Source organism: Streptomyces sp. NPDC002886 (genome assembly GCF_042888445.1).
GTDB lineage: Bacteria > Actinomycetota > Actinomycetes > Streptomycetales > Streptomycetaceae > Streptomyces.
The window spans coordinates 136,678-162,541 of record NZ_JBIAPV010000004.1 but is presented as its reverse complement, the minus strand read 5'-3'; the positions used below and the strand labels follow the sequence as shown (position 1 = coordinate 162,541).

Sequence of the window (25,864 nt, the reverse complement as noted above, 5' to 3'; positions counted from 1 at the left end):
GATCGGCTTCGACCTGCCGATGGTCCGGGCGCTGCGGAACGGTCGCTACGAGGTGCGGACGCCCGACGGGCGGCTGTGGGAGGCCACGGGCACGGCCGAGGCCGTGGCCATGGTGGTCGCCGCGCTGCCGACGGACGTCCCCGCACCGCCGTAGCACCGAGGCGCCCGGATACGCTCGACCGGGCCCGGGAAGGATCTCCCCGGGCCCGGAAGGGTGCGATGACCAGCGAACCAGTGATCCGGATCCTGCGGGCGGCCGGGCGGCCGGCCGCCCGGTGGAAGAACGGCGGGGGAGTGACCCGCGAGATCGCCGCCGGACCCGAGGGGTCCGGGATGGACGATTTCGGCTGGCGGGTCAGCCTCGCCGAGGTCACCGCCGACGGCGCCTTCTCCGTGTTCCCCGGCGTGGACCGCACGCTCACCCTCGCGGAGGGCGCCGGCATGGACCTCGCGATCGGCGGCGTACGACGCCTCGTGGACCGGAGGTACGCGCCCCAGCGGTTCCCCGGGGACGAGCCGACCGACTGCCGTCTGCTGGCCGGCCCGGTGGTGAACTTCAACGTGATGTACCGCCGGGACGCGGTGAGCGCCGACACGGCCGTCGTACGGGGCGACCTCGCGCTCGTCGTCCGGCCCGGCGAGAGCCTGCTGGTCGTCGCCCTGGAGGGGACGGCCGAGGTCGAGGGCTCCGCCGAACTCGGCCCGTACGACGCCGTCTTGGTGACCGGCGCGCGGGAGGCCGTGCTACGGAGCTCCGGGCGCGCGGCGGTGGTCCGCCTCGCGCCGGCCCCGGACCGGGCGGAGCCCGGCCGCGCTCAGGCGGTGTAGGAGAGCATCCGCTCCACCAGGGTCTTCGGCGCCCCGGCTCCGAAGCACAGGTCGAGGTTGTCCGCGGACTCGGCCGCGGCCGCTTCGGAGCGCGGGAACAGTGCCCCTCGTACGCCGCGAGGGCGCCCTCCAGGTCCCCGGGACGGGCCACCAAGGCCGCGGCGAGCTCGGAGCCGTCGAGCATGGCCAGGTTGGCACCCTCCCCGGCGAAGGGGGACATCAGGTGCGCGGCGTCACCGAGCAGGGTCACCCCGGGGGTGCGGTCCCAGCGGTGGCCGACGGGCAGCGCGTGGATCGGCCGGCTCACGAGCGGGACGTCGCCCGAGGCGACGAGCGCGCGCAGCCGCGGGTCCCATCCGGCGAACCGCTCCAGGACGGTTTCCCTCGCCGGGGCGGATCCGGCGGCCCAGTCCTCGCCGGTCCGCAGGGCCGCGTAGACGTGCACGGTGCCTCCCGGCTCCCGGTGGGCGAGCAGCCCCAGGCCCTCGTCGAGCGCGAACATCATCCCGCCGCCGACCAGGGCCGCGCTCGCGGGATGGCGGACATCCGCGTCGTACAGGTGGGCCTCGGCGAAGGACAGGCCGCAGTACCGGGGGAGCGCGTCCGAGACCAGCGGGCGGACCTTCGACCAGGCGCCGTCCGCGCCGATGAGCAGGCCGGTGGTGAAGACGGACCCGTCGGCCAGGGTCACCTCGTGGACGCCGTCACCGAGGGCCCGTACGCCGGTGGCCTTGGCGCCCCAGCGGACCGTTCCCACGGGGAGTGAGTCGAGGAGGAGGTCGCGCAGCGCGGCCCGGTGCACCTCGGGACGGCCGCGGTCCTCGCCGTCCTGCTCGTCGGCGTGTTCGAGGTGGACGGCCGCACCGCTGTCGAGGATCCGCATGGCCTGGCCGCCGGGGAGCACGAGGGCGCGGAAGGCCTCGTGGAGTCCGGCCGCGCGCAGGGCGGCCTGGCCGGACTCCTCGTGCAGATCGAGCATGCCGCCCTGGTCGCGGGCGGTGCGTGAGGCGTCGAGGTCGAAGACGGCCGCCTCGATCCCGCGCAGGTGCAGGACGCGGGCCAGGGTGAGGCCGCCGAGTCCGGCGCCGATGATCGCGAGGGGGTGGTGGGTGGTCATGGTGGTGCTCCTCGGGTGCTGGGCGGTGGGCTGGTGCGGTGGGGGTCAGGCGCCGTGGCCGGCGGCTTCCGCCTGCGCGGCGCGCGGCAGCAGCCGCAGGGCCGGGAGGCAGATGGCGGTGACGGCCAAGACGGTGACGAGGCTGACGGCCATGGCGTGGGCCGGGGCCCCGGAGTGGAAGTAGACGGTGGTGACGACCGCGGAGCCGATGCCGCCCGCGATCTGCTGGACGGCGGTGAGGGAGCCGCCCGCGCTGCCGGCCTCCTCGGCGGACACGTCGCCGAGGGTGATGTCGAAGATCGTGCCGAAGCAGGCGCCCATGCCGAGACCGGTGACGAAGACGGCCGGGGCCATCGCCCACAGGGTGAGGTCCGTACCGCGGGAGAGGACCAGCGCGAGGAGCCACCCGGCGCCCGCGAGGGTGAGCAGCATGCCGGCCAGGATGAGCGTGCGCCCCAGCTTGCGGGTGAGACCGGCCATGCCGGCGACGGCGGAGGCGATGATGCCGAGGGTCAGGGGCAGCAGGCCGAGGGCGGTGTCGCCCGGTGTGGAGCGCAGGGCTTGCTGCATGAAGAGGGAGGTCACGTAGAGCAGGCCGCTGGTGACCGCGAAGTACAGCATTCCGACGAACAGGCCCGAGGTGAAGCCCTTGTTGCGGAAGAGGGAGGGCTTGATGAGGGGTTCGGCGGTGGTGCGCTGACGGCGCGCGTACAGGACGAGGAAGACGACCCCGGCGGCCAGTGAACCCAGGGCCGTCGCGCCCCAGCCGTGGCTGGAACCCTCGATCAAGCCGTACATCAGGGCGAACATCGTGAGGCCGAGCAGCGCCGCGCCCACGCCGTCCACGCTCAGGGAGCGCTCCCCGGGGTCGCGGGGGAGCAGGCGGGCGGCGGCGAAGACGCCGAAGACGCCGAGGATCAGGTTGATCAGGAACACCGGGCGCCAGGACAGGCCGGCCAGGTCGGCGTCGATGAGGAAGCCCGCGAGGATCGGGCCGCCGACGGTGGCCGCGCCGAGCAGCGGGCCGAAGAGGTTGAAGGCCTTGCCCAGCTGCTCGCGGGAGAACGACCGCGTCATGATCGCCATGCCCTGCGGGATGAGCAGGGCGCCGAAGGCGCCCTGGAGCACGCGGGCGGCGATGAGCACGGCGGGGTCGGGGGAGAGCCCGCAGACGGCGGAGGCCGCGGTGAAGCCGGCCATGCCGATCAGGAACAGCCTGCGCTGCCCGAATTTGTCGCCCAGCCGGCCGCCCACGACCAGGAGCGCGCCCATGGCCAGGGTGTAGGAGGAGCCGAGCCATTTGACGAGGCTCTCGCCGCCGCCTATCTCCCGGACGATCGTCGGCGCGGCGATGTTGGTGACCGTGGAGTCGATCATGTCGAGGGCGTCGGCGAGCAGGACCAGCCCGAGGATCAGCCAGAAGGCCGTGGTGGAGAGGGAGGCCGCCCTGGTGGGGGGCCGGATTTGGGCTACGGAAGACATGGCTGCTCCTGCGTCGGGAGGAGAGGGGGCGGGGGGAGGAGGTGAGGCGCGGCGGCTTCCTTTTCAGAAGAACACAATGACTCCGAAAGTGCAATTGATACACTTTCGCAGTGGCTAGGGTTCGGCTCTATGCTGGTTCCATGACACGCATCGACAAGGCAGAGGCAGAACCGGACGGCCCCGGGCGACGCGAACGCAAAAAGGCCGCAACCCGGCAGGCCCTCGCCGACGCCGCCCTGCGGCTCTTCCTGGAGAAGGGCTTCGACCAGGTCAAGGTCGCCGAGGTCGCCGAGGCCGCCGACACGGCACTGACGACCTTGTTCGCACACTTCCCCGGCGGGAAGGAGGCGCTGATCCTGGAGGACGGCGCCGAGCGGGAGGAATCTCTGGCCCTCGCGGTACGAGGCCGGGCCGACGGGGTGACGGTCCTGGCGGCCCTGCGCGCGTTCTTCGCCGGCCGCGGCCCCTTCGACCCGGACCCGGCGCCGGAGTTCCTGCAGAAGACGCGGCTCGTCGTCGCCACGCCCGCGCTGCGCAACTACGCCCGCCGGATGTGGACGGGCTGCGAGGAGGCCCTGGCCGAGGTGATCGCCGGGGAGTGCGGACGCCCGGCCGGGGACGATTCGCTGCGGATCCTGGCCCGCTACGTCCTGGAGATTCCCGACCTGGCCGGCGTGCGGCCGGATCCGCGCCGGGCCCTGGATCTCGCCTTCGACCACCTGGAACGGGGCTGGCCCGGGGTGTGACCCGACCCCGCCTCGGACTCCGCCTCCGACCAGGCCTCCGAACTCTCCTCTGTGCGCAAAGCGTTGACAAAGTCGTCATCTGCTAGAAACCTGTGGCGCCATGGCCGCATAACTGCGATCAGATCACTCAAAAAATTAATAACGCTACGCAAGTTTGCGGCAGGCGCGGCTGCGTCGGGCCGGGGTCCCCTCATGGAACAGAGGACAACAGCATGAGATGGAAGCAAAGCGGCCGGCTGATGGTGGCCGGCTCGGTGGTCGCGGGACTGGTGTCGGTCGGACTCCTGCCCGTGACCTTCGCGGCCGCCGCCGGCGGACCCAACCTCGCGCTGGGCAAGTCGTCCAGCGCGAGCGGATCCCTCGGCGGCTACGGGGCCGCCGGAGTCACCGACGGCAACCAGGGCTCGTACTGGGAGGGGCCCGGCAGCACCTTCCCGACCTGGGTGCAGGTGGACCTCGGCAGCAGCGTCGCCGTCGACCAGGTGGTGCTGAAGCTGCCCGCCGGCTGGGAGACGCGCACCGAGACGCTGACCGTGCAGGGCAGCACGGACGGGAACGCCTTCACCACCCTGTCCGCCTCGGCGGGGCGGGTGTTCAACCCCGCCCAGTCCAACACGGTGACCATCGGGTTCACCAAGGCGACGGTCCGCTACGTGCGGGTCAGCGTCACCGCCAACACGGGATGGCAGGCCGCGCAGATATCCGAGCTGGAGGTGTACTCCGCCGACGGCAGCGGTGACCCCGGCGATCCCGGGGACCCGGGTACGCCCCCCGTTGGCGTGAACCTCGCCAAGGGCAAGCCCATCGAGGCCTCCTCGACCACGCAGTCGTTCGTCGCGGCCAACGCCAACGACGACAGCGTCGCCAGCTACTGGGAGGCCGGCGGACAGCAGTCCACGCTGACCGTGAAGCTCGGCTCCAACGCCGACGTCACCGGAGTGGTCCTCAAGCTCAACCCCGACGCCGCCTGGGGCAACCGCACGCAGAGCTTCGAGGTGCTCGGCCGGGAGCAGTCGGCGAGCGGGTTCACCACCCTCAAGGCCCGCGCCGACTACGCGTTCAGCCCGGCCGGCAACCAGAACACCGTGACCGTGCCCGTCACCGGCCGGCTCGCCGACGTCCAGCTGAAGTTCTCCGGCAACACCGGGGCCGGTGGCGGTCAGGCCGCCGAGTTCCAGGTCATCGGGGCCGCCGCCCCGAATCCGGACCTGACCGTCACGGATCTCGCCTGGTCCCCGGCCGCCCCCTCCGAGAGCGACGCCGTCACGGTCAACGCGACCGTCCGCAACGCCGGTACGGTCGCCTCCCCGGCCACCACCGTCAGCGTCAGCCTCGAAGGGGCGGTCGCCGGCAGCGCCCCGGTCGGCGCCCTCGCGGCCGGAGCCTCGGCCACGGTCCCCGTCGCCGTCGGCAAGCGCCCGATGGGCAGCTACACCGTCTCCGCCGTCGTCGACCCGGCCGGGACCGTCCCCGAGCAGAACGACACCAACAACAGCCGCACGGCCACCGCGAAGCTCGTGGTCGGCCAGGCTCCGGGCCCCGATCTGGAAGCGCTCTCCATCACCACCAACCCGGCCAACCCGGCCGTGGGCGCCCCGGTCTCCTTCACCGTGGCGGTCCGCAACCGCGGCACGGCCGCCGTGAGCGCGGGCAGCATCACCCGGCTGGTCGCCGGCTCCACCACCCTGAACGGCCCGACCCCGGCGATCGCCGCCGGTGAAACCGTCAACGTGCCGATCAACGGCACCTGGACGGCGGTCAGCGGCGGAGCCACCCTCACCGCCACCGCCGACGCGACCGGCCTGGTCGCCGAGACCAACGAGACCAACAACGGCACCTCCCGCGCCGTGGTCGTCGGCCGCGGGGCAGCGCTCCCGTACACCGAGTACGAGGCGGAGTCCGGCAGTTACACCGGCACCCTGCTGCAGAGCGACGCCAAGCGGACCTTCGGGCACACCAACTTCGCCACCGAGTCCTCGGGCCGCGAGTCCGTGCGCCTCTCCTCGGCCGGCCAGTACGTGCAGTTCACCTCCACCAACCAGGCCAACTCCATCGTCGTGCGCAACTCGATCCCGGACGCCGCGAACGGCGGCGGCGCCGACGCCACGATCAGCCTGTACGTCAACGGCAGCTTCGCCCAGAAGCTGAACCTCTCCTCGAAGCACAGCTGGCTCTACGGCAGCACCGACAGCCCCGAGGGCCTGACCAACACCCCCGGCGGCGACGCCCGCAGGCTCTTCGACGAGTCCCACGCCCTGCTCGCGCAGAGCTACCCGCCCGGCACCACCTTCCGCCTCCAGCGCGACGCGGGCGACACGGCCTCGTACTACGTCATCGACCTGATCGACCTGGAGCAGGTGGCCCCGGCGGCGACCAAGCCCGCCGAGTGCACCTCGATCACCGACTACGGCGCGATCCCGAACGACGGCATCGACGACACGCTCGCCATCCAGAAGGCCGTGACGGCGGACCAGAACGGGCAGATCGCCTGCGTCTGGATCCCGCAGGGCCAGTGGCGCCAGGAGCAGAAGATCCTCACCGACGACCCGCTGAACCGGGGTCAGTTCAACCAGGTGGGCATCAGCAACGTCTCCATCCGCGGCGCGGGCATGTGGCACTCCCAGCTCTACACCCTGACCGAGCCGCAGAACGCGGGCGGCATCAACCACCCGCACGAGGGCAACTTCGGCTTCGAGATCGACGACAACACCCAGATCTCCGACATCGCCATCTTCGGATCGGGCCGGATCCGCGGCGGGGACGGCAACGCCGAGGGCGGCGTCGGCCTGAACGGGCGCTTCGGCAAGAACACGAAGATCACCAACGTGTGGATCGAGCACGCCAACGTCGGTGTCTGGGTCGGCCGCGACTACGACAACATCCCGGCCCTGTGGGGTCCCGGCGACGGCATCGAGTTCAACGGCGTGCGGATCCGCGACACCTACGCCGACGGCATCAACTTCGCCAACGGCACCCGCAACTCCACCGTCTTCAACTCCTCCTTCCGCACGACCGGTGACGACGCCCTCGCGGTGTGGTCCAGCAAGTACGTGAAGGACCAGTCCGTCGACATCGGTCACGACAACCACTTCCGCAACAACACGATCCAGCTGCCCTGGCGCGCCAACGGCATCGCCATCTACGGCGGTTACGGCAACACCATCGAGAACAACCTGATCTACGACACCATGAACTACCCCGGCATCATGCTGGCCACCGACCACGACCCGCTGCCCTTCTCCGGGCAGACGCTGATCGCGGGCAACGGCCTCTTCCGCACCGGCGGCGCGTTCTGGAACGAGGACCAGGAGTTCGGCGCGATCACCTTGTTCCCGTCGAACCTGCCCATCCCGGGTGTCGTCATCCGCGACACCGACATCCACGACTCCACCTACGACGGGATCCAGTTCAAGACCGGCGGCGGGGTCATGGCCGACGTCAAGATCACGAACGTGACCATCAGCAAGTCCAACAACGGGTCCGGAATCCTGGCCATGGGCGGGGCGCGCGGCAACGCCGTCCTGTCCAACGTCACCATCACCGGATCCGCCCAGGGCAACGTCCTGATCGAACCCGGATCGCAGTTCCTGATCAGCGGCAACTAGCCGTGGGCTGGTTCACGGCTTCCCGAGCTTGACCCACCTCGCCGTACCGGGGACACCCTTCGCGTCGAGGAGGAACAGCAGGTAGTACCCGGGCGGGGCGTCGGCCGAAGTGGCCGGCGCCCGCAGCCCGATGGAGCGTCCGCGGACGCCCGTCATCCGCAGCTCCAGATGGCGCTGGCTGGTGTTCACCGCATGGGTGACGGTGGTCGGCGCCAGCAGCACGGCCCGCCGCACGCCGGCGGCCGTCGAGCTCTCCACCGAGAACTCCGCGCCGTGGGCGATCTCGCCCGCCGGGACCCGCTCCAGTGCGGGCCGGGCGCCCCGGTGCAGGTAGGCGGGCTCGTAGATCTCGATCGAGCCGTCCATGCCGTCCTTGATGTCCGGGTCGTTGGCGATCTGCTGGAGCTCGTCCCCGGTGACCATGACCCGGCCGTCCGGCAGCACCAGGGCGTTGGAGTGGTAGCCCCGCGGCAGCCGCTGGGCCGGCCCCAGCCTCCACCGGCCGTCGGCGCCCCGCAGTTCGGTCCGGCGGAACTTCAGGTCGGCCTTCGGGTTGAACGGCCCGAACCCGTAATCCCGGGTGTCCTTCGCTCCGTTGACCGTCAGCAGCGTTCCGTCCGGCAGGATCAGCGTGTCGTCCTGGGTCCGGCCGAAGGCGCGCGGTTCCTCCGTGGTCCAGGCGCCGCCCGACAGCCGGTAGGTGTTCGGGTCCAGCGGATCCCCGCCCAGGACGAGGACCGAGTCGGGCCCGCGGAACCCCGCCGGCAGCGGCACGGCGGAGCCGTAACCCCGGAAGTCGGCGGGCCGCCTGGGCAGGTCCGTACGGGTCTGCGCGCGCGGGTCGAAGAGCCACTGCTGGTCGGCGTCGCGCCCCAGGCCGTAGATCATCCCGTCGCGCAGTGAGAACAGGTGCGGGTAGTCGTTGCGGAACGGCGCGTCGAAGCGCATCCGCTCCACGGGGACGTCCAGCGGGATGTCGTACGGGCGCCAGGGCACCGGGTGCCCCGGCGCGGGGAAGCGCTCCACCACCGGGGTGGGCGTTCCCGTGCCGCGCTCCGACTGGCCCGACATGACGATCTGGCGGCCGTCCGCGCCGGTCACCACCGACGGGTACCAGCGGCCCACCGCCATGTCGCGGTTGCGGTACCAGCCCTCGGTCCACGGGTCGAAGACGAACGACAGCTTCGCTCCGCTGCCGCCCTTGCCGCCCGTGTTGCCGCCGAACACGCCCAGCATCCCGTTGGGCAGGAAGGAGTGCCCGGCGCAGAAGAACGGCGCCGGGCGCGGGGCGTGCGTACCGTCGGGCATCAGCACGACGGGCGGGGTGACCTTCTTGAACGAGCGCGCCCCGGTCCCCTTCGCCGGATCCCACAGGTAGGCGCGGCCCGCGTTCGCCGGTCCGATCCGGTCCGTGGGGCCGGTCTCCTTGGTGGGGTCGGTCTCCACCCGCGAGAAGGAGAAGAGCAGCACCTTGCCGGTGGGCAGCAGGGCGAGGTGCACGCCGAAGTCGGGTGAGGGGAAGTACTCGGCGAACCGGCCCGAAACCGCCGCCTCGAAACCGGAGTTGGCCTCGCGCTGCGAGGCGGCGAGCGAGGCCAGGCTCGCGCTGCGCCGGGACTGGGGGTACTCCACGGCCCCCTTGGCCGCCCGGCGGAGCTCGGAGTGGGCGCGCGCGTGCCCGGCGCCGATCACGGCTGCCTCGGCCGCGTCGGTCCCGCCGCCCGTGCCGTCCGTCCCGTCCGTGCCGTGGCCCGGCGCCCCCGCGGCGGGCGGTGCGGTGGCGAGGACCAGGGCGGAGACGACCGCGGTCGCGGAGAGCAGGGCGGACCGGTACAGGCGGCGCATGGGGCTCCTCGGCGCGGGCGGTTCCGTAGGGCGCTCATCATAGGAAATACCGGGAGGAACCGGGCGGCCTGACGGGCCCGCCACCCCGCCGATGCGCCGTTCGGCCCTCCCCGGAGCACTGCCCGAACGTTTCTCCGGTGAAAGGCCCCGGCCATCGGAGTGAGGCCGCGCATCCGTTCACCGATCGGCCCGGTACGGAGCGCTTCCATGGCCGGGTGATCACAACACTGCGCACCGCGCTCGGCACCGTCCTCGCGACCGGCGGCCTCCTCGCCCTCCTGCCCGCCTCCGCCGCCGGGGCGGCGGGCGGCCCCGGCGCACCCGCCGCGCCGGAGGACCGGGTGACCGTCGACGTCGCCACGGTCAACGGCTCGGGATGCCGGCCGGGCAGCGCCACCGTCGCCGTGGCCGAGGACAACTCGGCCTTCACCGTCACCTACAGCGAGTACCTGGCCATGGCCGGCGGCAACAGCGCCCCGACCGACGGCCGCAAGAACTGTCTGCTCTCCCTGGTCGTCCACGTCCCGCAGGGGTACACCTACGCCGTCGCGCAGGTCGACTACCGGGGATTCGGCAGCCTCCAGCAGGGTGCGATCGGCACCCAGAAGGCCAGCTACTACTTCCAGGGCATGAAGCAGACCGACTACCGCACCCACAAGTTCCAGGGCAAGCTCGACGACAACTGGCAGGCCTCCGACAGCACGGGCATCGAGGCCCTGGTCTTCGCCCCCTGCGGAGAACAGCGCAACTTCAACATCAACACCGAGCTGCGCGCCGAGGTCGGCACCTCGGACCCGTCGACGACCAGCTACATGGCGCTCGACTCCACCGACGGCAGCATCAACAGCGTCTACCACTTCGCGTGGAAGAAGTGCCAGGCCCGCTGAGCCGGCCCTGAGCGCTCCCCAGGGGCGGCCGCGCGGGGCCTGCGCTCAGGAATCCCCCCGCGCGGCCGCCTGCCGCTGCCGCTTGCTCAAGGGGGCCAGCGTGAGGTCCTGGGCCTGCGAGCTCATCCGCTTGAAGCCGTACCCGTGCTCCGTCAGCCAGGTCTCGGCGGTGAGCTCGGCCTGGGCGGTCGCGTCCAGGATGTCCTCCTCGGCCTCGCCCTCGGCCAGGAACCGGAAGGTGAAGAAGGGCCGGGCCGCCACGTCGTACGTGAGGTGCCCCTCGGGAGTGAACTCTGCCGTCAGCATGTCGTGCCGGGCGGCGTCCGCGAGGAGCGCGGCGCGCTGTTCCTCGGTGAGGCCGTCGAAGGACCCCCGGACGGTGATGCGGAAGGTGCGGATGCTCATCCCCTCACCCTAGGCCGCCCCCCGAGCGGTCCGCACCGGGATTTCCGGGGGCCCGCCACTCCGACGGCCCAATCGCCGCGCGCCCGCGCGCTCCCCGGTGTCACCCGGTCGGCGCCCCCGCGACCTGGGGTTTCGCGCAACTGCCCGGCGTGCCGGGCGTGTCGCGCCCCGCTAGCGTCGGCAGCGTCCGGAGTCCTTGGATTCCGCGAGGGGGGTCCCGCTATCCGCCTGTGCGAGAGGCCGAGCCGATGCTGAAGGACGCTCCGATAGCCCCGATATCCAGCCTGATCCGTGTGGAGAAGGGCGTGGCGGCCCCCGAGGAACTCGCGGCGATCGCCGTGGTCGTCGCCTGCTTCGCCCGCCGCAACTCCGCCGGAGCCGATGCGGGAACGGCCCCCGCCCGGGCCGCGGCCCGACGCCCGCGCCCCGCGCACCACGGCTCCGGCTGCTGGTCCGGCTGCTGGGCCTGCGGCTGACGCGGACCGGCACGGACCGGCGCGGACCGGCACCGACCGGCGCCGGCCCGCGCCACCCATGAACGCCCCTGCCCCCGGCCCGCTTACGGGCCGGCGGCAGGGGGACCACTCGGCGTACGGGCCGCTCAGGCCCGGCGCAGCACCGCGGACAGCGCCTCGGACAGCGCGGCCTGCGCATCGGCCGCCGGACCCTGCGAGCGCCACGCGACGAACCCGTCGGGCCGCACCAGCACGGCGCCCTCCGCGGACATGGCGTGCACCTCGCTCCAGTCCGCGCCCTCCTCCTGCACCAGATCCGTGCCGGGAGCACCCGCGGACCCGATGGCATAGGCGTCCAGCTGGACCGACAGCCGCTCGGCCACCCGTTCGGCCGCCGCCCGCCACGGCGAGCCCGCGCCGCAGAGCAGCACGAACGCGCGCTCGTACAGATCCACCGTGGAGACCCGCTCACCGTCGGCCCGCGTCAGCCACATGTGCGGGGCCCGCGTGCCGGGGTCACCCTTCATGCGCATCCCCTCCGGGATGACGGGCCGGTCCGGAGCCGCGCCGACGAAGGCGCCGCTCGGGTACGCGTAGGCCATCGCCGTCGTCAGGACCCCGCTGCCCGGTCCGCCGCCCATCGTGGGCGGGGGAGCGTACCCGGGGTGGCTGTGCTCCGCCGAACGGGCCGAGGCGCGCTGGGCGGTCGCCACGGCCACCGGGTGCCGCTCCTCACCGTAGGTCTCCAGCAGTCCCGCGTCCGCCGATCCGTTCAGGACCGCCGCGATCTTCCAGGCCAGGTTGTGCGCGTCCTGGATTCCGGTGTTGGAGCCGAAGGCGCCGGTGGGGGACATCTCGTGGGCCGCGTCGCCGGCCAGGAACACCCGCCCGGAGGAGTACTGCTCGGCGATCCGTTCCGCCGCGTGCCAGGGGGCCTTGCCGCCGATCTCCACGTCCAGGTCCGGCACGCCGATGGCGGCCCGGATCTGCTCCCGGCACCGCTCCTCGGTGAAGTCCTCCAGCGTTTCCCCCTGGTCCGGGTGCCACGGCAGGTGGAAGACCCACTGGGTGTCGTTGTCCACCGGCAGCAGCGCCCCGTCCGCACCCGGCTTCATCAGGTAGCAGACGATGAACCGCAGGTCGCCCAGCACCTCGACGAGCCGGCGCGAGCGGAAGGTGACGCTGACGTTGTGGAACAGCTCTCCGCTGCCCGTCTGGGTGATGCGCAACTGCTCGCGCACGGGGCTGCGCGGGCCGTCCGCCGCGATCAGGAAATCGGCGCGCACGGTGATGTGCTCCCCGGTCTCCCGGTCCTTGACCAGCGCGTTCACCCCGGTCTCGTCCTGATCGAAGCTCATCAGCTCCGTCGAGAACCGCACGTCGGCGCCCTGCGCGCGGCTCTGCGCGGCGAGGATCGGCTCGATGTTGTTCTGGCTGCACACGCACCAGCCGGTCGGGCTGAACTTGCTGAGCGCCCCGGCCGGGTCGATGGCCTTGACCAGCCATTTGTGCTCGCCGCCGAGCAGGGACTCCGTCTGCAGGATGCCCATGTTGTTCTCCAGGGCGGACGCCGCCTGCCGGATGGCGCCCTCCGCCCCGGCCACCCGGAACAGCTCCATGGTCCGGGCGTTGATACCGCGCCCGCGCGGGTGGTCGGAGGTACCGGCGTGCTTCTCCACTACCAGGTGCCTGATGCCGTGACGGCTCAGGAACAGCGAGGTGGACAGACCCACGAGGGAGCCGCCCACGACGAGAACCGGTACGCGAACATCTGCCGTGTCTTCCATCAGCTGCGAGCTCCTGAGTCTGTGTGGGGGGAGTGCACTCTTTTATGCCCCCGATCGCCGGCCAAGCCCAGGAGATACGCCGGTTGTCACCCGCTTGATCCGGAGATGTAGCGCTACGTCCGCACCCGGATGACGATGAGCGACAGCGGTTCCCCCGAAGACACGCCGGCCTGCCGTCCCCGTGACGGCCGCCGGTCCGGGGCGGCCACCGCCGACGACGGACGAGGGTCCGTACGCGATGACCATCCCCGCCCTCCCCCAGGGCCCTCACGAAGGAGTGAGCAGATGACGACCACCCTGTCCGAACGGGTGTCACAGTCCGCCTTCGACGGATCCATGCTCCGGGTCGTCCTGCTGATGGACCTCCACGAAGGAGCCCAGCAGCGGTTCTTCGAGGCGTACGAGCAACTGCGCCACGACATCGCGTCCGAACCGGGTCACATCAGCGACCAGCTCTGCCAGTCCTTCGAGAACCCCTCGCAGTGGCTCATCACCAGCGAGTGGGAGAGCGCACCCCAGTACCTCGCCTGGGTCAACAGCGAGCACCACGCCGAGCAGGTCCGCCCGCTCGGCGCCTGCGCCCGCGCCATGCGCCCGCTCAAGTACACCGTCCTGCGCGAGACCGGCCGCGGCTACCAGGACGCTCAGCGGCCCAGGGGCGCCCGGCTGCAGGAAGCGCCCCGGCTCGGCGCCGACATCGTCCGCCACGCCCTGACCTTCACGGTCAAGCCCGGCAGCGAGAAGGAGGTCGCGGCCCTCCTCTCCAGCTACGCCTCCCCGGCGGCCGACGTCGACGGCCACACCCGGCTCTGCCGCACCACGCTGTTCATGCACGGCAACCGGGTCGTGCGTACGGTGGAGGTCCGCGGCGACCTGATGTCCGCGCTGCGGCACGTCTCCGAGCAGCCCGAGGTACGGGCCGTCGAGGAGGCCATCAACCCCCACCTCGAACAGGACCGAGACCTCGGCAACCCCGAGTCCGCCCGGATGTTCTTCATGAAGGCCGCGCTCCCGGCCGTCCACCACGTCGCCGCCCGCGAGGCCGGCGCCGCGGACCGTCCCGACGTACGGCGCCACGCGCTGTTCTACCCGGCCAAGCCCGGCTGCGGACCGGCACTGGCCCGGTTCCTCGCCCGGCAGGACGAGGAGGCGGCCCACCGGCCCGACGCCCCGACCGTGAGCAGCAGCATCTTCCAGCGCGACGACATCGTCGTCCGCCTCATCGACGTGCGCAGCCCGCACGGCGCCGGCCTGGAAACCGCCTTCGGCGTCAAGGGGCCGCGCAAGGCCGCCGTCCTCGCCCGCCTGATGGCCGGACCCGTCAGCGGGTCCGACGGGGCCGCCGCGTCGGCGGTCCGCCACACCATGAGCCTCATCACCGATCGCCGGGCCCCCGCCGAGAAGTAGCCCGCGGCGGCCCCCGGAACCACAGGACCCCCCACCCACCAGCCCCGTCCAGGCTCCCCACTGCCAGGAGGAACCACCGCCATGACCAGACAACGCCCACCGCACATCGTGGACCTCAGCGAGACGCAGCCCAACACGCGGCGCGGCGGCGACCTCAGGGCCGTCCTCACCCCCACCTCGGTGGGCTGCACCAGCGGCTTCATGGGCCTGGCCGTCATGGCGCCGGGCGAGCACATCGCCGAGCACTACCACCCGTACTCCGAGGAGTTCGTGTACGTGGTCGCCGGCGAGCTCGAGGTCGACCTCGACGGCGAGGCCCACCCGCTCCTCACCGACCAGGGACTCCTCGTCCCGATGAACGTGCGCCACCGGTTCCGCAACGTGGGCGGCACCGAGGCCCGCATGGTCTTCCACCTCGGACCGCTCGCCCCCGACCCGAAGCTCGGGCACGTGGACACCGAGGAGGCCGTCCACCCGGAGGGCTCCGCCTGGGAGCGGCCCCCGGACCGCGCGGGAGCGGTCTCGTGACCCGCCGACGCGTGGCCGTCACCGGGGTCGGCGTCGTCGCCCCCGGTGGGATCGGCGCCTCCGCGTTCTGGGAGCTGCTCTCCAACGGCCGTACGGCGACCCGCGGCATCACCCTCTTCGACCCGACCGGCTTCCGCTCCCGGATAGCCGCGGAGGTCGACTTCGATCCCGCCGCACACGGCCTGGGCGCCGAAGAGGCGGCCCGCGCGGACCGGTACATCCAGTTCGCGCTGGTCGCCGCCGCCGAAGCCGTGCGCGACGCCGGACTCGACCTCACCACGGACCAGGCCTGGCGCACCGGAGTCTCCCTCGGCACCGCCGTGGGCGGCACCACCCGCCTGGAGAACGACTACGTGGCCGTCAGCCAGTCGGGCGACTGGTGGGACGTGGACCACCGGCTCGCCGGGGCCCACCTGCACCGCGCCTTCACCCCGGCCACCCTGGCCTCCGCCGTCGCGGAGAAGACGGGGGCGCGCGGACCGGTCCAGACGGTCTCCACCGGCTGCACCTCCGGACTCGACGCCATCGGCTACGCCTTCCACTCCATCGCCGAGGGCAAGATGGACGTCTGCATCGCCGGCGCCTCCGACTCGCCCGTCTCGCCGATCACCGTGGCCTGCTTCGACGCCATCAAGGCCACCTCTCCCAACAACGACGACCCCGCCCACGCCTCCCGGCCCTTCGACGCCGACCGCGACGGCTTCGTCCTGGGCGAAGGCGGCGCCGTCCTCGTCCTGGAAGAGCTGGAACACGCCCGGGCGCGCGGCGCGACCGTCTACTGCGAGATCGGCGGCTACGCCACCTTCGGCAACGCCCACCACATGACGGGGCTGACCACCGAGGGTCTGGAGATGGCCCGCGCCATCGAAACCGCCCTCGCCCAGGCCCGTACCGACGCCCGCGAGATCGACTACGTCAACGCGCACGGCTCCGGGACCAAGCAGAACGACCGCCACGAGACCGCGGCCGTCAAGAAGGTCCTGGGCGACCACGCCTACAAGACGCCGATGACCTCCATCAAGTCTATGGTGGGGCACTCCCTCGGCGCCATCGGGGCGATCGAACTGGCCGCCTGCGTCCTGGCGATGACCCACCAGGTCGTCCCTCCCACGGCCAACTACGAGACCCCCGACCCCGAATGCGACCTGGACTACGTCCCGCGCGTCGCCCGGGAGCGCACCCTGCGCAACGTGCTCTCCGTCGGCAGCGGCTTCGGCGGCTTCCAGTCCGCGGTCGTCATGACCCGCCCCGACGAGCGCAAGGAGGAGGTGGTCTCGTGAGCGTCCGTACGGTCATCACCGGCATCGGAGTCGTCGCACCCAACGGCATCGGCGCCGAGGCCTTCTGGAAGGCCACCCAGTCGGGCGCCTCGGTCCTGGGCCGGGTCACCCGGGAGGGCTGCGAACATCTCCCGCTGCGCGTGGCGGGCGAGGTGCGGGGCTTCGACCCGGCCTCGATGGTCGAGGAGCGCTATCTCGTCCAGACCGACCGCTACACCCACCACGCCCTCGCCGCGGCCGACCTCGCCCTGGAGGACGGCCGGCTCGGCCGGGCCGACTACGAGGACGACCCCTTCTCCGTCGGCGTGGTCACCGCCGCCGGATCGGGCGGCGGCGAGTTCGGGCAGCGCGAGCTGCAGCACCTGTGGGGCCAGGGCCCGCGCTACGTCGGCCCGTACCAGTCGATCGCCTGGTTCTACGCGGCCAGCACCGGCCAGATCTCCATCCGCAGGGGCCTCAAGGGGCCCTGCGGGGTCGTCGCCGCAGACGAGGCGGGCGGGCTCGACGCCTTCGCGCACGCCGCCCGGGCCATCCACCAGGGCAGCAAGGCCATGCTGGTCGGAGCCACCGAGGCGCCCCTGGCCCCGTACTCCATCGTCTGCCAGCTCGGCTACGAGTCCCTGAGCACCCACGAGGACCCCGACCGGGCCTACCGGCCCTTCACCGACAAGGCCTGCGGCTTCGTACCCGCCGAGGGCGGCGCGATGTTCCTCGTCGAGGAGGAACAGGCGGCCCTGCGCCGCGGCGCGTCCGTCCGGGCCCTGCTGGCCGGGCACGCGGCGACCTTCACCGGCCCGCACCACCCGGAACGGGCCGATGCGTCCGCCGAGGGCCTGGCCCACGCGATCAAGGGCGCCCTGCGGGAAGCCGGTTGCGCTCCCGAGGAGGTCGACGTGGTCTTCGCCGACGCGCTCGGCACCCCGGAAGCCGACCGGGCCGAGGCCGCCGCGATCCTCTCCGCCCTCGGCGCCCACGGGCGCAAGGTGCCGGTCACGGCGCCCAAGACCGGGACGGGCCGCGCCTATTGCGCGGCACCCGCCCTCGACACCGCAGCCGCGGTGCTCGCCCTGGAGCACGGCATCGTCCCGCCCACGCCGAACGTGTTCGACGTGTGCCACGACCTCGACGTGGTGACCGGCAGCGCCCGCCCGGCACAGCTGCGCACCGCGCTCGTGCTGAGCAGGGGCCTGATGGGCTCCAACGCCGCGCTCGTCCTCAAGATCCCCTCCTAGAGACAGAAGGAGCCGCTCATGTCCGAACGACTGACCGTCGAGGAGCTGGCCGCCCTGATGAAGTCCGGGGCCGGCATCACCGTGGACCCGGCCGACATGAAGAACCGCCCGGACTCCCTGTTCGACGACTACGGCCTCGACTCGCTGGGCCTGCTCGGCATCGTCGGGCTGCTGGAGAACCAGCGCGGCCGGGCCCTGCCCACCGACGCGGACCGGTGCAAGACCCCCAAGGAGTTCCTCGAACTCGTCAACACCAGCCTGATGACCGGAGCTTGAGATGGCAGGACACACCGAGAACGAAATCGTCGTCAAGGCGCCCATCGACACCGTCTGGGAGATGACCAACCATCTCCCCAGCTGGCCGCAGCTGTTCAGCGAGTACGCCTCGCTGGAGGTCCTGGAGGAGGACGGGCCCACCACCCGCTTCCGCCTGACGATGCACCCCGACGAGAACGGCACCGTGTGGAGCTGGGTCTCCGAACGCACCCCCGACCCCGTCAGCCGCACCGTGCGTGCCCGCCGGGTCGAGACCGGGCCGTTCGACCACATGGACATCCACTGGCAGTACTTCGAGGTCCCCGGCGGCACCCGGATGGTGTGGACCCAGGACTTCGCGATGAAGCCCGCGGCACCCGTCGACGACGCTTGGATGACCGAGAACATCAACCGGAACTCCAAGATCCAGATGGAACTGATCAGGGAGAAGATCGAACAGCGCGAACGCGAGAGCCGCACGCCCGCGGCCAGCCGCGTCTGAGACGAAAGGCAGCACACCGGATGCACCGCGCTCTCATCGTGGCCCGCATGGCGCCGCAGTCAGCCCCCGACATCGCCGAGCTGTTCGCGGCCTCGGACGCGGGCGAACTGCCGCACCTCGTCGGGGTCACCCGCCGCAGCCTCTTCCAGTTCGGCGACGTGTACATGCACTTCATCGAGTCGGACCGGCCCCCCGGTCCGGCCATCGCCGACGTCACCGGCCACCCGGAGTTCCGGGACCTCAGCGACCGGCTCACCGCCTACGTCAGCCCGCACAACCCGGAGACCTGGCGCAGCCCGAAGGACGCCATGGCCCAGGAGTTCTACCGCTGGGAGCGCCCCGGCGCCACCCGCACGGCTTGACCGTACGGACCACCCCGCGCGCGAACGGCAGGCCTCGGGCCCCGCACCCACCAGGGTGCGGGGCCCGCCGGCGTGTCCGGGCGGGGTGAGCGCGGATGGCCTTCGCGAGGAGGGCAACCGGGCCGCTCGCGGGCGGCGTTGGCCGTCGGGGCGGGCGGGATTTCGCGTGGTGGCGGGGCTGTGGATAAGGTGCCAGGTCACGACCGCCTCCGGTGCGAGCCGCGGGCAGGTCAGGGCTCCGCCGCAGCGCGTGAAGACCTCCGCGGCTGCCGCGCCGACACCTGCCTGCCCGGGTCCTGGAACACGGGGCGGTCTTCACGGCCGGGCAGCCGGGTTCCGGCCGACGGGGTAGGAGGAACGAGTGGCACAGGTCATCGCCGAGGTATCAAGGACGTTCAACGAGTTTCTGCTCCTTCCCAACCGGACCCGGAGCGACTGCTCGCCCGCGACGGTCACCCTGCGCACGCCCCTGGTGCGGCACGTCGTCGGAGAACCGTCGGCGATCGAACTGGGCTCGCCGTTCACCTCCGCGATCATGCAGGCCGTCAGCACACCGGAACTCGCCATCGCACTCGCGCGCAACGGCGGTCTGAGCTTCCTGCACCACAACCAGTCCATCGAGGACCAGGCCGCGGCCGTCCGCCAGGTGAAGAACTTCAAGGCCGGATTCGTCACCAGCGACACCAACGTCCGCCCCGACGACAGCCTGAGCCACCTCGTCGCCGTGATGCGGCGCACCGGGCACAGCACCGCCGCGGTCACCCACGACGGCAGCGGCACCGGCCGCCTGCTCGGTCTGGTGACCTCCCGCGACTTCCACCCGCAGCGCCACGACCTCGACGGACCGGTGAGCGGCCGGATGACCGCCGTCGCCGACCTTCCGCACGCGGCGGCCGACACCACGCTCTCCGAAGCCAACGCCCGGCTGTGGGACCAGCGGCTCGACTGCCTTCCCGTGCTCGACGCCGAGGGCCACCTGCAGTACCTGGTCTTCCGGTCCGACTACGCGGACAACAAGCGCTTCCCGAACCAGGCCGTGGACGCCGCGAAGCGCCTGCGCGTGGGCGCGGGCATCAACACCCACGACTACCGGGAGCGCGTTCCCGCCCTGCTGGAGGCGGGCGCCGACGCCCTGTGCTTCGACTCCTCCGACGGCTACAGCGACTGGCAGGCGCAGGCCCTGACCTGGGTCAAGAAGCACTACCCGGAGATCCCCACCGGCGGCGGCAACGTGGTCGACGGCGAGGCGTTCACCTTCCTCGCCGAGGCCGGTGCGGACTTCGTCAAGGTGGGCGTGGGCGGCGGCTCCATCTGCATCACCCGCGATCAGAAGGGCATCGGCCGCGGCCAGGCCAGCGCGGTCCTGGACGTCGCCGCCGCCAGGGACGCCTTCGGCGAGCGCACCGGCGAGTACGTGCCGATCTGCTCCGACGGCGGGCTGGTGCACGACTACCACACGGCCCTGGCCCTGGCGATGGGCGCCGACTTCGTCATGATGGGGCGCTACTTCGCCCGCTTCGACCAGGCGGCCGGCGCGAAGCTCCCCACCCGGGACGGCTTCGTGAAGGAGTACTGGGGCGAGGGCTCGAACCGTGCCCGCAACTGGCAGCGCTACGGGCAGGGGGGCCAGGGCCTGATCTTCGAGGAGGGCGTCGACGGCTACGTCCCGTACGCCGGCGACCTCGACGAGGGGCTCGCCGTGACCATCGCCAAGCTCAAGACCACGATGGTGTCCTGCGGCTCCACCACCCTCGAGGAGTTCCGCTCCACGGCCCGGCTGACCCTGGTCTCCGACCAGAGCTTCCAGGAGAGCCACGCCAACGTGACCCTGCGCGACACCCCGATGTCGGTGTAGGCGCCTAGGTTCCCGGGCGGCGGGTGCGGGGGAGGCTCCCGGCCCGCCGTCCTCCTATCGGTCGAGGCGCCCGCGCCGCAAGTCCGATTACGGCCGTTCCCCTGAAAGGCCTGAGAGGCCTGAACTGCCAAGGCCCTCTTGTGGGTTGAGGTCCACCTCTTAACAATGCGCATGACAACCGAAGGATCTTCGGTCGCATTGTCACCCAGAGGGGAACCCCCACATGAACAAGCCTCTCGCCGGCGCCGCGTTCGCCCTGCTCCTCACCGGAGCGGCGGCCTCGCCGGCCGTGGCCCAGGCACCCCGGGACACGGCAGCCCAGGCCGTGGCGGTCAACTTCGCCGGTACGGTCGCGCTCAGCAACTGCTCCGGCTCCGTCGTCCGCGTGCCGAACTCGCTGCCGTCCGACCCGGCGCTCGTCCTGTCCAACGGCCACTGTCTGGAGTCCGGCATGCCGGCGGCCGGACAGGTCGTCAAGGACAAGGCCTCCAGCCGCTCCTTCTCGCTGCTCAACGCCTCCGGCTCCAAGGTCGCGACGCTGCGCGCGAGCAAGATCTCGTACGCCACGATGACCGACACCGACATATCGATCTACCAGCTGACCAAGACCTACGCGCAGATCAGCAGCCAGTACGGCATCAACGCGCTCACCCTGAACGACGCCCACCCGGTCCAGGGCACCTCGATCAAGGTGGTCTCCGGGTACTGGAAGCGCACGTACAGCTGCACCGTCGACGGGTTCGCCTACCGCCTCAAGGAGGGGGAGTGGACCTGGAAGGACTCCCTGCGCTACACCTCGTCCTGCAACACCATCGGCGGCACCTCGGGCTCCCCGGTGATCGACACGACGACGGGCAAAGTGGTCGCCGTGAACAACACGGGGAACGAGGACGGCGCGTCGTGCACGGTGAACAACCCGTGCGAGGTGTCCGAGAGCGGGGCCGTGACCGTCCGGAAGGGCATCAACTACGCGCAGCAGACCTACATCATCGTCCCCTGCGTGGGCCCCGGTAACGCGATCGACCTGAGCCGCCCCGGCTGCACGCTCCCCAAGCCGTAGCGAACGCGTCGGGGCCCGCCCGGAATCCGGACGGGCCCCGACGACGTCGGGCCGGGTCAGCCCTTGGGAACCACGATGACGACGGTGCTGCACACCTTGTCGGCGAAGGTCTGCTTCTTCTCGTCCCACAGCGGCCACAGGTAGCCGATGTAGCAGGAGATGCCGTCGAGGAAGTGCGCGATCTTGCGGACGAAGGCCATGCCGAAGCCGAGGACGTTGCCGTCGGCCTCGCGGCGCACGCTGATCCCGACGACCTTCTTGCCGATCGTCTGGCCCGTCGAGCCTTCCTTGTAGAGCTGGAAGATGAACATGCCGAGGGCGTAGAGGTTGCCGAGCATGAGGAGGATGCCGGCAGCGGAGTTGCTCGAGTCGTCGCTCAGCGCGATGCCGATGAACATGAGGGCGTACATCGGGCCCGCGATGATCAGACCGTCGAGGAGGGTCGCGCCGACGCGCAGGCCCCAGTGCGCCAGCGGCGGCATTCCGGCGCCCGGCATGGGCGGCATGCCGGCCGGCGGGTACGCGCCGTACGGCTGCTGCTGGGGGACGCCCATGGGCTGCTGCGGGTAGCCGTACTGCGGGGGGACACCCTGCGGGGCCTGCTGCGGGTAGCCGGGCTGACCCTGCGGGGGCTGCTGCTGGCCGTAGGGGTTGTTCGGGTCGCCGAAGCTCATGGCGAAGTCTCTCCAGGGGTGTGGCGGGGACGAGCGGCACGTGCGGAGGGACGTGGGACGAGCGGGTTGCCCCCTGCGCAGCCGCGAACTTGCGGGGGCCATGGTGTTAGTAACATCGGCCACTTGTCCAATCCGCCACCCCATGTGCCGGTCCGTGTGCGGACCAAGTGACGTTTCGGTGGGCACAGCATGGAGTCCCGGACCCTGAGGACGGGTCCGGGACTCCGGGGGCCACTTCGCTGACCGCTTCTACAACGACCGGCGCCCTCGCGGGTCACCGGTTCGGCGCCACCGCTACTTCGGCATCAGGACGGTGTCGACGATGTACACGGTGGCGTTCGCGGTCGGGACGTTGCCGCAGACCACGTTGGACGTGCCGTTCACCTTGTAGGTCTCGCCGGAGCCGGCGGTGGTCACCTTTCCGGTCTCCAGCGTGGTGAAGGAGCCGTTCTCCAGCTGCTTCGGGGTCAGCTTCTCGCCGACCACGTGGTAGGTGAGGATCTTGGTGAGGGTGGCCTTGTCGGCGAGGACCTTGTCGAGGTCGGCCTTCGGGATCTTGGCGAAGGCGTCGTTGGTCGGCGCGAACACCGTGATGTCCTTGGCGTTGTTGAGGGTGTCGACGAGCCCGGCCTGCTTGACGGCCGCCACCAGGGTGGACAGCGCCGGGTTGTTGGACGCGGCGGTCGCGACCGGGTCCTTGGCCATGCCGTCGAAGCTGCCCGCGCCCTCCTTGGGGACACCGGCGCACGCGGCGCCGAAGGGACCGTCCGCCGTCATCGGCGTCGAGGCGTCCGCGGCGGGTGTGGAGGCGTCGGCGCTCGCCGAGGCGGCCGCACCGGCGGCGGAGTCCTTGCCCGAGTCGGCGTCGGAGCAGGCGGCCAGCGCGAAGGGCAGTACGGCCGCGGTGGCGACGGCGAGGGCGGTGCGGCGGAAACGAAGGGTGCTCATGGCGTTCTCCAGAGAAGGGGTCGGGGGGCGGTGCGTGCGGAAGGAAAGGGGAAAGTGTGTGAAATGGTGATGAAACGGGCTCAGTTCGGTCGGTCGACCGTGACGATGACGCCGTGCCCGCCGCTCGCGCCGTCCGGCGTGGCGGGGGCCCGCGGCGCGGTCCGGACCCCGACCCGCTCGCGTGTCCTTCGGTCGATGCTCACGACTCTCATTCGGCGCGGGATCGCTTCCGGATGGGTCGGTCATCCGATCAAGTGAAAATCCGTTGGCGTGTTGACCTTTGTGCGGCGCCCGTACGGCATGGACCCGTACGGCATGGACCCGTACGGAAGCGATCCCGTGCACCGGCGCTCCCCGCGGATTCACCCCGCGAGGCCCCGCACGCGGGCGGCGGCGCCGACGGCCGCCGCCCGCGCGGGTCCCGCGGGTTCCGGCGGCGCTCAGGAGTGGCGACCCACTCCCCGCCGGTCCGCAGGACCACCGGCCCGCCGCCGCCCCTTTGTCGGCGGCGGGCCGGAGACTGTGGCCCGGGTCCTGCGTCAGGCGTTGACGCAGGTGTTGCCGAACGCGGGGTTGAGCAGCCCGATCACGCTGATCGAGTTGCCGCACGCGTTGATCGGGATGTGGATCGGGATCTGGATCAGGTTGCCCGAGCCGACCCCCGGGGAGTAGGCGGCGATGCCCTGGGCACCGGCGTCGGCCGAGGCCGCGGAGGCCCCGCCCACGAGAAGGGCGCCCGAGGCGAGGGCGAGTACGGCACTCTTGAGGACACGCGACACGACAGATCTCCTTGCTGGCTGTGCGGCGGCGGACTCCGGGGCTCTTCGCCCCGTGACCCGCCGCGCGGCGGCCCCGAACCGGGCCCGCAGCCCTCCTTCGGCCCGGACCCCCGGCACGGTTTGGTCCCGGGGGGACGGTTCCCCCGAACGGATGCCTTTCGCGTGTATGTCGGCCAATCCGTTCGCGGGCCGGCTCCGAAGACAAGGTGAGACAGCAAGGACCCGGCGCGCACCGCGACCCCGGCGGACGGGGAACAGGTGCGCCTGCCACGAAGGATCGTTCATGCGATGGATGGACCGGCGAGAACCACTCGCGGCACCGCCGTGCCCGCCCGGGCCCGGCCGTACACGGGGGGAGCTCAGGTGAACCCCGAGAGGATGCGCTTCCCCGGACCCGGCCCGGGCAGCGGTCCGGGCCCCGCCGCCGGGCCCGGATCGGCCGCGGCCGAGCTCGCGGAGTTGATGGCGCGCGTGGCGCAGGGCGACCAGGACGCCTTCTCCGCCCTGTACGACGCCGTGGCCGGAACCGTCTTCGGCATCGCGGTCAAGGTGGTGCGCGACCGCGCGCAGTCGGAGGAGGTCGCCCAAGAGGTGATGATCGACGTGTGGCGCCAGGCCGCCCGCTACCGCCCCGACCAGGGAAGCGTCATGGCCTGGGTGGCCACGATCGCCCACCGCCGGGCGGTCGACCGGGTCCGCTCGGCCCAGGCCTCGGCCAACCGCGAGCACGACATGGGCGTACGCGGGCAGGAACGGCCCTTCGACGAGGTGAGCGAACAGGTGGAGACCCGGCTGGAACGCGATCAGGTCAAGCGCTGCCTGCGCCGGCTGACCGAGCTCCAGCGGCAGGCCGTCACCCTCGCCTATTACCAGGGGCTCACCTACCGTGAGGTCGCCGAGACCCTCCAGACTCCTCTTCCCACGATCAAGACCCGGATGCGCGACGGACTGATCCGCCTGCGCGACTGCATGGGGGTGACCACGTGAAGCACGACGAAGAACTGCACACCCTCACCGCGGCCTACGTACTGGACGCGCTCGGCCCGGGTGAACAGGAGGCCTTCTCCCGGCACCTGGCCCGCTGTGCGTCGTGCTCCGGGGACGTCGCGGAGTTCTCCGCCACGGCCGGGCGGCTGGCCTCCGCCGTGGCCCTCGTACCCCCGCCGCAGCTGAAGGCGGAGGTGCTCGCCCGCATCGAGACCGTCCGCCAGCTGCCCCCGCGGGTCGGCGTCCGCAGGGCGGCCGGATTCCTGGACCGGCTGCCGCGCAGGGCCGGCGCCTTCGTGGTCGCCGCTTCCCTCGTCGGAGCGGCGCTGTTCGGCGGCGCCGCGCTCTACGAGAACGGGCGGGCGGACCGTGCCCGGCAGGAGGCCCGGCAGGCCGAGGCGCGCGGCCAGGAGCTGCGGGCCGTGGTCACCGCCCCGGACGCCCGTACCGTCCACGGCCGCACCAGCGGCGGAGCCGCCGCCACGGTGATCACTTCCGCCGCACGGGACCGGGCGGTGTTCCTCGCCGACCGGCTGCCGGCCGCCGGGGAGGGGCGTACGTACCAGCTCTGGCTGGCGGACGGCGACGCGATGCGCCCGGCCGGCTTCCTCACCGGCGACGGGGCCGCCGTGCTCGACGGCGACCTCGGTACGGCCACGGCGGTCGGCCTGACGCTGGAGCCCGCCGGCGGATCCCCGCAGCCGACGACCAGCCCCCTGCTCCTGCTCGCTCTGCCGGCGTAGGCGGTACGGAACACCCGGGCGGGTGGCCGCGAGCGAGGGCTCGGGCCACCCGCCCGCCGGGTCCCGGGCGGGCCGAGCAGCGCCGCCGCACCGCG

At 71.9% G+C, this 25,864-nt stretch carries 25 protein-coding genes and 1 pseudogene; 17 read left to right on the top strand and 9 right to left on the bottom strand.

The features are described 5' to 3' along the window. Nucleotide 1 precedes the first annotated feature (1 nt). Nucleotides 2-154 carry a DUF6193 family natural product biosynthesis protein gene (locus ACFYYB_RS19185; protein ID WP_389437208.1) on the top strand — a complete coding sequence of 51 codons (153 nt, stop codon included), beginning with the start codon at nt 2-4 and terminating at the stop codon, nt 152-154. Between the two features lie 65 nt (nt 155-219). After that, nucleotides 220-828, top strand: coding sequence for a HutD family protein (locus ACFYYB_RS19180; protein WP_389436377.1), 609 nt, complete (start codon nt 220-222; stop codon nt 826-828). On the opposite strand, the pseudogene ACFYYB_RS19175 reads toward ACFYYB_RS19180, so the two are convergent. Continuing rightward, nucleotides 816-1,945 (bottom strand): annotated as a pseudogene (locus ACFYYB_RS19175) (FAD-dependent oxidoreductase). The gene ACFYYB_RS19180 and the pseudogene ACFYYB_RS19175 overlap by 13 nt on opposite strands. Nucleotides 1,946-1,990: 45 nt before the next feature. Continuing rightward, nucleotides 1,991-3,427 (bottom strand): MFS transporter, encoded by a 1,437-nt coding sequence (locus ACFYYB_RS19170; RefSeq protein ID WP_389436376.1) that lies wholly within the window; start codon nt 3,425-3,427, stop codon nt 1,991-1,993. A 140-nt stretch (nt 3,428-3,567) separates the two neighbouring features. Here ACFYYB_RS19170 and ACFYYB_RS19165 point away from each other — a divergent pair, with 140 nt between their 5' ends. Together ACFYYB_RS19165 and ACFYYB_RS19160 are read left to right on the top strand one after the other, a co-directional pair. Continuing rightward, a complete protein-coding gene (locus ACFYYB_RS19165) occupies nt 3,568-4,173 on the top strand; it encodes a TetR/AcrR family transcriptional regulator (protein ID WP_389436375.1) in 606 nt (201 codons plus the stop codon). Nucleotides 4,174-4,385: 212 nt separating this feature from the next. After that, the gene (locus tag ACFYYB_RS19160; RefSeq protein WP_389436374.1) at nt 4,386-7,778 is read left to right on the top strand and encodes a CARDB domain-containing protein; all 3,393 of its coding nucleotides are present in this window, start codon (nt 4,386-4,388) and stop codon (nt 7,776-7,778) included. A gap of 12 nt (nt 7,779-7,790) precedes the next feature. On the opposite strand, the gene ACFYYB_RS19155 is transcribed toward ACFYYB_RS19160, so the two are convergent. Further along, the gene (locus ACFYYB_RS19155) at nt 7,791-9,623 is read right to left on the bottom strand and encodes a galactose oxidase-like domain-containing protein (protein ID WP_389436373.1); all 1,833 of its coding nucleotides are present in this window, start codon (nt 9,621-9,623) and stop codon (nt 7,791-7,793) included. 215 nt (nt 9,624-9,838) lie between these two features. On the opposite strand from ACFYYB_RS19155, the gene ACFYYB_RS19150 reads away from it, so the two are divergent. After that, nucleotides 9,839-10,510 (top strand): DUF4360 domain-containing protein, encoded by a 672-nt coding sequence (locus ACFYYB_RS19150; protein ID WP_389436372.1) that lies wholly within the window; start codon nt 9,839-9,841, stop codon nt 10,508-10,510. A 45-nt stretch (nt 10,511-10,555) separates the two neighbouring features. On the opposite strand, the gene ACFYYB_RS19145 is transcribed toward ACFYYB_RS19150, so the two are convergent. Further along, a complete protein-coding gene (locus ACFYYB_RS19145) occupies nt 10,556-10,915 on the bottom strand; it encodes a DUF6204 family protein (RefSeq protein ID WP_389436371.1) in 360 nt (119 codons plus the stop codon). A gap of 248 nt (nt 10,916-11,163) precedes the next feature. Between ACFYYB_RS19145 and ACFYYB_RS19140 the strand changes: the two genes are divergently transcribed. Next, the gene (locus tag ACFYYB_RS19140; protein WP_389436370.1) at nt 11,164-11,391 is read left to right on the top strand and encodes an acyl-CoA carboxylase subunit epsilon; all 228 of its coding nucleotides are present in this window, start codon (nt 11,164-11,166) and stop codon (nt 11,389-11,391) included. Between the two features lie 125 nt (nt 11,392-11,516). Here ACFYYB_RS19140 and ACFYYB_RS19135 read toward each other — a convergent pair whose 3' ends face one another. Further along, nucleotides 11,517-13,157, bottom strand: coding sequence for an FAD-dependent oxidoreductase (locus ACFYYB_RS19135; protein ID WP_389436369.1), 1,641 nt, complete (start codon nt 13,155-13,157; stop codon nt 11,517-11,519). 285 nt (nt 13,158-13,442) lie between these two features. Here ACFYYB_RS19135 and ACFYYB_RS19130 point away from each other — a divergent pair, with 285 nt between their 5' ends. The 9 genes from ACFYYB_RS19130 (at nt 13,443) to ACFYYB_RS19090 (ending at nt 21,638) form a co-directional block, all read left to right on the top strand. Beyond that, nucleotides 13,443-14,564: a SchA/CurD-like domain-containing protein gene (locus ACFYYB_RS19130; protein WP_389436368.1), complete on the top strand. Its 1,122-nt coding sequence runs from the start codon at nt 13,443-13,445 to the stop codon at nt 14,562-14,564. Nucleotides 14,565-14,645: 81 nt separating this feature from the next. Beyond that, on the top strand, nt 14,646-15,092 hold the full coding sequence (locus tag ACFYYB_RS19125) for a cupin domain-containing protein (protein WP_243333070.1): 447 nt from the start codon (nt 14,646-14,648) through the stop codon (nt 15,090-15,092). Further along, nucleotides 15,089-16,372: a beta-ketoacyl-[acyl-carrier-protein] synthase family protein gene (locus tag ACFYYB_RS19120; RefSeq protein WP_327308769.1), complete on the top strand. Its 1,284-nt coding sequence runs from the start codon at nt 15,089-15,091 to the stop codon at nt 16,370-16,372. Before ACFYYB_RS19125 ends, ACFYYB_RS19120 begins: the two co-directional genes overlap by 4 nt. Beyond that, nucleotides 16,369-17,604 (top strand): ketosynthase chain-length factor, encoded by a 1,236-nt coding sequence (locus ACFYYB_RS19115; RefSeq protein ID WP_389436367.1) that lies wholly within the window; start codon nt 16,369-16,371, stop codon nt 17,602-17,604. The genes ACFYYB_RS19120 and ACFYYB_RS19115 overlap by 4 nt, the downstream gene beginning before the upstream one ends. A gap of 18 nt (nt 17,605-17,622) precedes the next feature. Continuing rightward, on the top strand, nt 17,623-17,880 hold the full coding sequence (locus ACFYYB_RS19110; RefSeq protein WP_112448182.1) for a phosphopantetheine-binding protein: 258 nt from the start codon (nt 17,623-17,625) through the stop codon (nt 17,878-17,880). A 1-nt stretch (nt 17,881) separates the two neighbouring features. Next, a complete protein-coding gene (locus tag ACFYYB_RS19105) occupies nt 17,882-18,361 on the top strand; it encodes an SRPBCC family protein (protein WP_389436366.1) in 480 nt (159 codons plus the stop codon). Between the two features lie 20 nt (nt 18,362-18,381). Further along, complete coding sequence (locus ACFYYB_RS19100) at nt 18,382-18,723, top strand: TcmI family type II polyketide cyclase (protein ID WP_389436365.1); 342 nt, start codon at nt 18,382-18,384, stop codon at nt 18,721-18,723. A 361-nt stretch (nt 18,724-19,084) separates the two neighbouring features. Then, on the top strand, nt 19,085-20,578 hold the full coding sequence (locus ACFYYB_RS19095) for an IMP dehydrogenase (protein WP_327308773.1): 1,494 nt from the start codon (nt 19,085-19,087) through the stop codon (nt 20,576-20,578). A 223-nt stretch (nt 20,579-20,801) separates the two neighbouring features. Continuing rightward, nucleotides 20,802-21,638 carry a serine protease gene (locus ACFYYB_RS19090; protein ID WP_389436364.1) on the top strand — a complete coding sequence of 279 codons (837 nt, stop codon included), beginning with the start codon at nt 20,802-20,804 and terminating at the stop codon, nt 21,636-21,638. A gap of 56 nt (nt 21,639-21,694) precedes the next feature. On the opposite strand, the gene ACFYYB_RS19085 is transcribed toward ACFYYB_RS19090, so the two are convergent. From ACFYYB_RS19085 to ACFYYB_RS19070, 4 genes are all read right to left on the bottom strand, one after another. Next, nucleotides 21,695-22,312, bottom strand: a complete 618-nt coding sequence (locus tag ACFYYB_RS19085) for an RDD family protein (RefSeq protein ID WP_389436363.1) — start codon at nt 22,310-22,312, stop codon at nt 21,695-21,697. A 294-nt stretch (nt 22,313-22,606) separates the two neighbouring features. After that, complete coding sequence (locus ACFYYB_RS19080; RefSeq protein ID WP_389436362.1) at nt 22,607-23,260, bottom strand: fasciclin domain-containing protein; 654 nt, start codon at nt 23,258-23,260, stop codon at nt 22,607-22,609. 80 nt (nt 23,261-23,340) lie between these two features. Further along, nucleotides 23,341-23,463: a hypothetical protein gene (locus tag ACFYYB_RS19075; protein ID WP_389436361.1), complete on the bottom strand. Its 123-nt coding sequence runs from the start codon at nt 23,461-23,463 to the stop codon at nt 23,341-23,343. A 336-nt stretch (nt 23,464-23,799) separates the two neighbouring features. Further along, nucleotides 23,800-24,039 (bottom strand): chaplin, encoded by a 240-nt coding sequence (locus tag ACFYYB_RS19070; RefSeq protein WP_389436360.1) that lies wholly within the window; start codon nt 24,037-24,039, stop codon nt 23,800-23,802. A 378-nt stretch (nt 24,040-24,417) separates the two neighbouring features. Between ACFYYB_RS19070 and sigK the strand changes: the two genes are divergently transcribed. Beyond that, nucleotides 24,418-25,026 carry an ECF RNA polymerase sigma factor SigK gene (sigK, locus tag ACFYYB_RS19065; protein WP_389437207.1) on the top strand — a complete coding sequence of 203 codons (609 nt, stop codon included), beginning with the start codon at nt 24,418-24,420 and terminating at the stop codon, nt 25,024-25,026. Further along, a complete protein-coding gene (locus tag ACFYYB_RS19060) occupies nt 25,023-25,769 on the top strand; it encodes an anti-sigma factor domain-containing protein (RefSeq protein WP_389436359.1) in 747 nt (248 codons plus the stop codon). The genes sigK and ACFYYB_RS19060 overlap by 4 nt, the downstream gene beginning before the upstream one ends. Nucleotides 25,770-25,864: the final 95 nt, after the last annotated feature.

Bases quoted from the DNA above. Each gene is read 5' to 3' on its own strand.
- ACFYYB_RS19180 (WP_389436377.1), top strand. From the start codon at position 220: ATGACCAGCGAACCAGTGATCCGGATCCTGCGGGCGGCCGGGCGGCCG.
- ACFYYB_RS19170 (WP_389436376.1), bottom strand. From the start codon at position 3,427: ATGTCTTCCGTAGCCCAAATCCGGCCCCCCACCAGGGCGGCCTCCCTC.
- ACFYYB_RS19165 (WP_389436375.1), top strand. From the start codon at position 3,568: ATGACACGCATCGACAAGGCAGAGGCAGAACCGGACGGCCCCGGGCGA.
- ACFYYB_RS19160 (WP_389436374.1), top strand. From the start codon at position 4,386: ATGAGATGGAAGCAAAGCGGCCGGCTGATGGTGGCCGGCTCGGTGGTC.
- ACFYYB_RS19155 (WP_389436373.1), bottom strand. From the start codon at position 9,623: ATGCGCCGCCTGTACCGGTCCGCCCTGCTCTCCGCGACCGCGGTCGTC.
- ACFYYB_RS19145 (WP_389436371.1), bottom strand. From the start codon at position 10,915: ATGAGCATCCGCACCTTCCGCATCACCGTCCGGGGGTCCTTCGACGGC.
- ACFYYB_RS19140 (WP_389436370.1), top strand. From the start codon at position 11,164: ATGCTGAAGGACGCTCCGATAGCCCCGATATCCAGCCTGATCCGTGTG.
- ACFYYB_RS19135 (WP_389436369.1), bottom strand. From the start codon at position 13,157: ATGGAAGACACGGCAGATGTTCGCGTACCGGTTCTCGTCGTGGGCGGC.
- ACFYYB_RS19130 (WP_389436368.1), top strand. From the start codon at position 13,443: ATGACGACCACCCTGTCCGAACGGGTGTCACAGTCCGCCTTCGACGGA.
- ACFYYB_RS19125 (WP_243333070.1), top strand. From the start codon at position 14,646: ATGACCAGACAACGCCCACCGCACATCGTGGACCTCAGCGAGACGCAG.
- ACFYYB_RS19110 (WP_112448182.1), top strand. From the start codon at position 17,623: ATGTCCGAACGACTGACCGTCGAGGAGCTGGCCGCCCTGATGAAGTCC.
- ACFYYB_RS19105 (WP_389436366.1), top strand. From the start codon at position 17,882: ATGGCAGGACACACCGAGAACGAAATCGTCGTCAAGGCGCCCATCGAC.
- ACFYYB_RS19100 (WP_389436365.1), top strand. From the start codon at position 18,382: ATGCACCGCGCTCTCATCGTGGCCCGCATGGCGCCGCAGTCAGCCCCC.
- ACFYYB_RS19090 (WP_389436364.1), top strand. From the start codon at position 20,802: ATGAACAAGCCTCTCGCCGGCGCCGCGTTCGCCCTGCTCCTCACCGGA.
- ACFYYB_RS19085 (WP_389436363.1), bottom strand. From the start codon at position 22,312: ATGAGCTTCGGCGACCCGAACAACCCCTACGGCCAGCAGCAGCCCCCG.
- ACFYYB_RS19080 (WP_389436362.1), bottom strand. From the start codon at position 23,260: ATGAGCACCCTTCGTTTCCGCCGCACCGCCCTCGCCGTCGCCACCGCG.
- sigK (WP_389437207.1), top strand. From the start codon at position 24,418: ATGCGCTTCCCCGGACCCGGCCCGGGCAGCGGTCCGGGCCCCGCCGCC.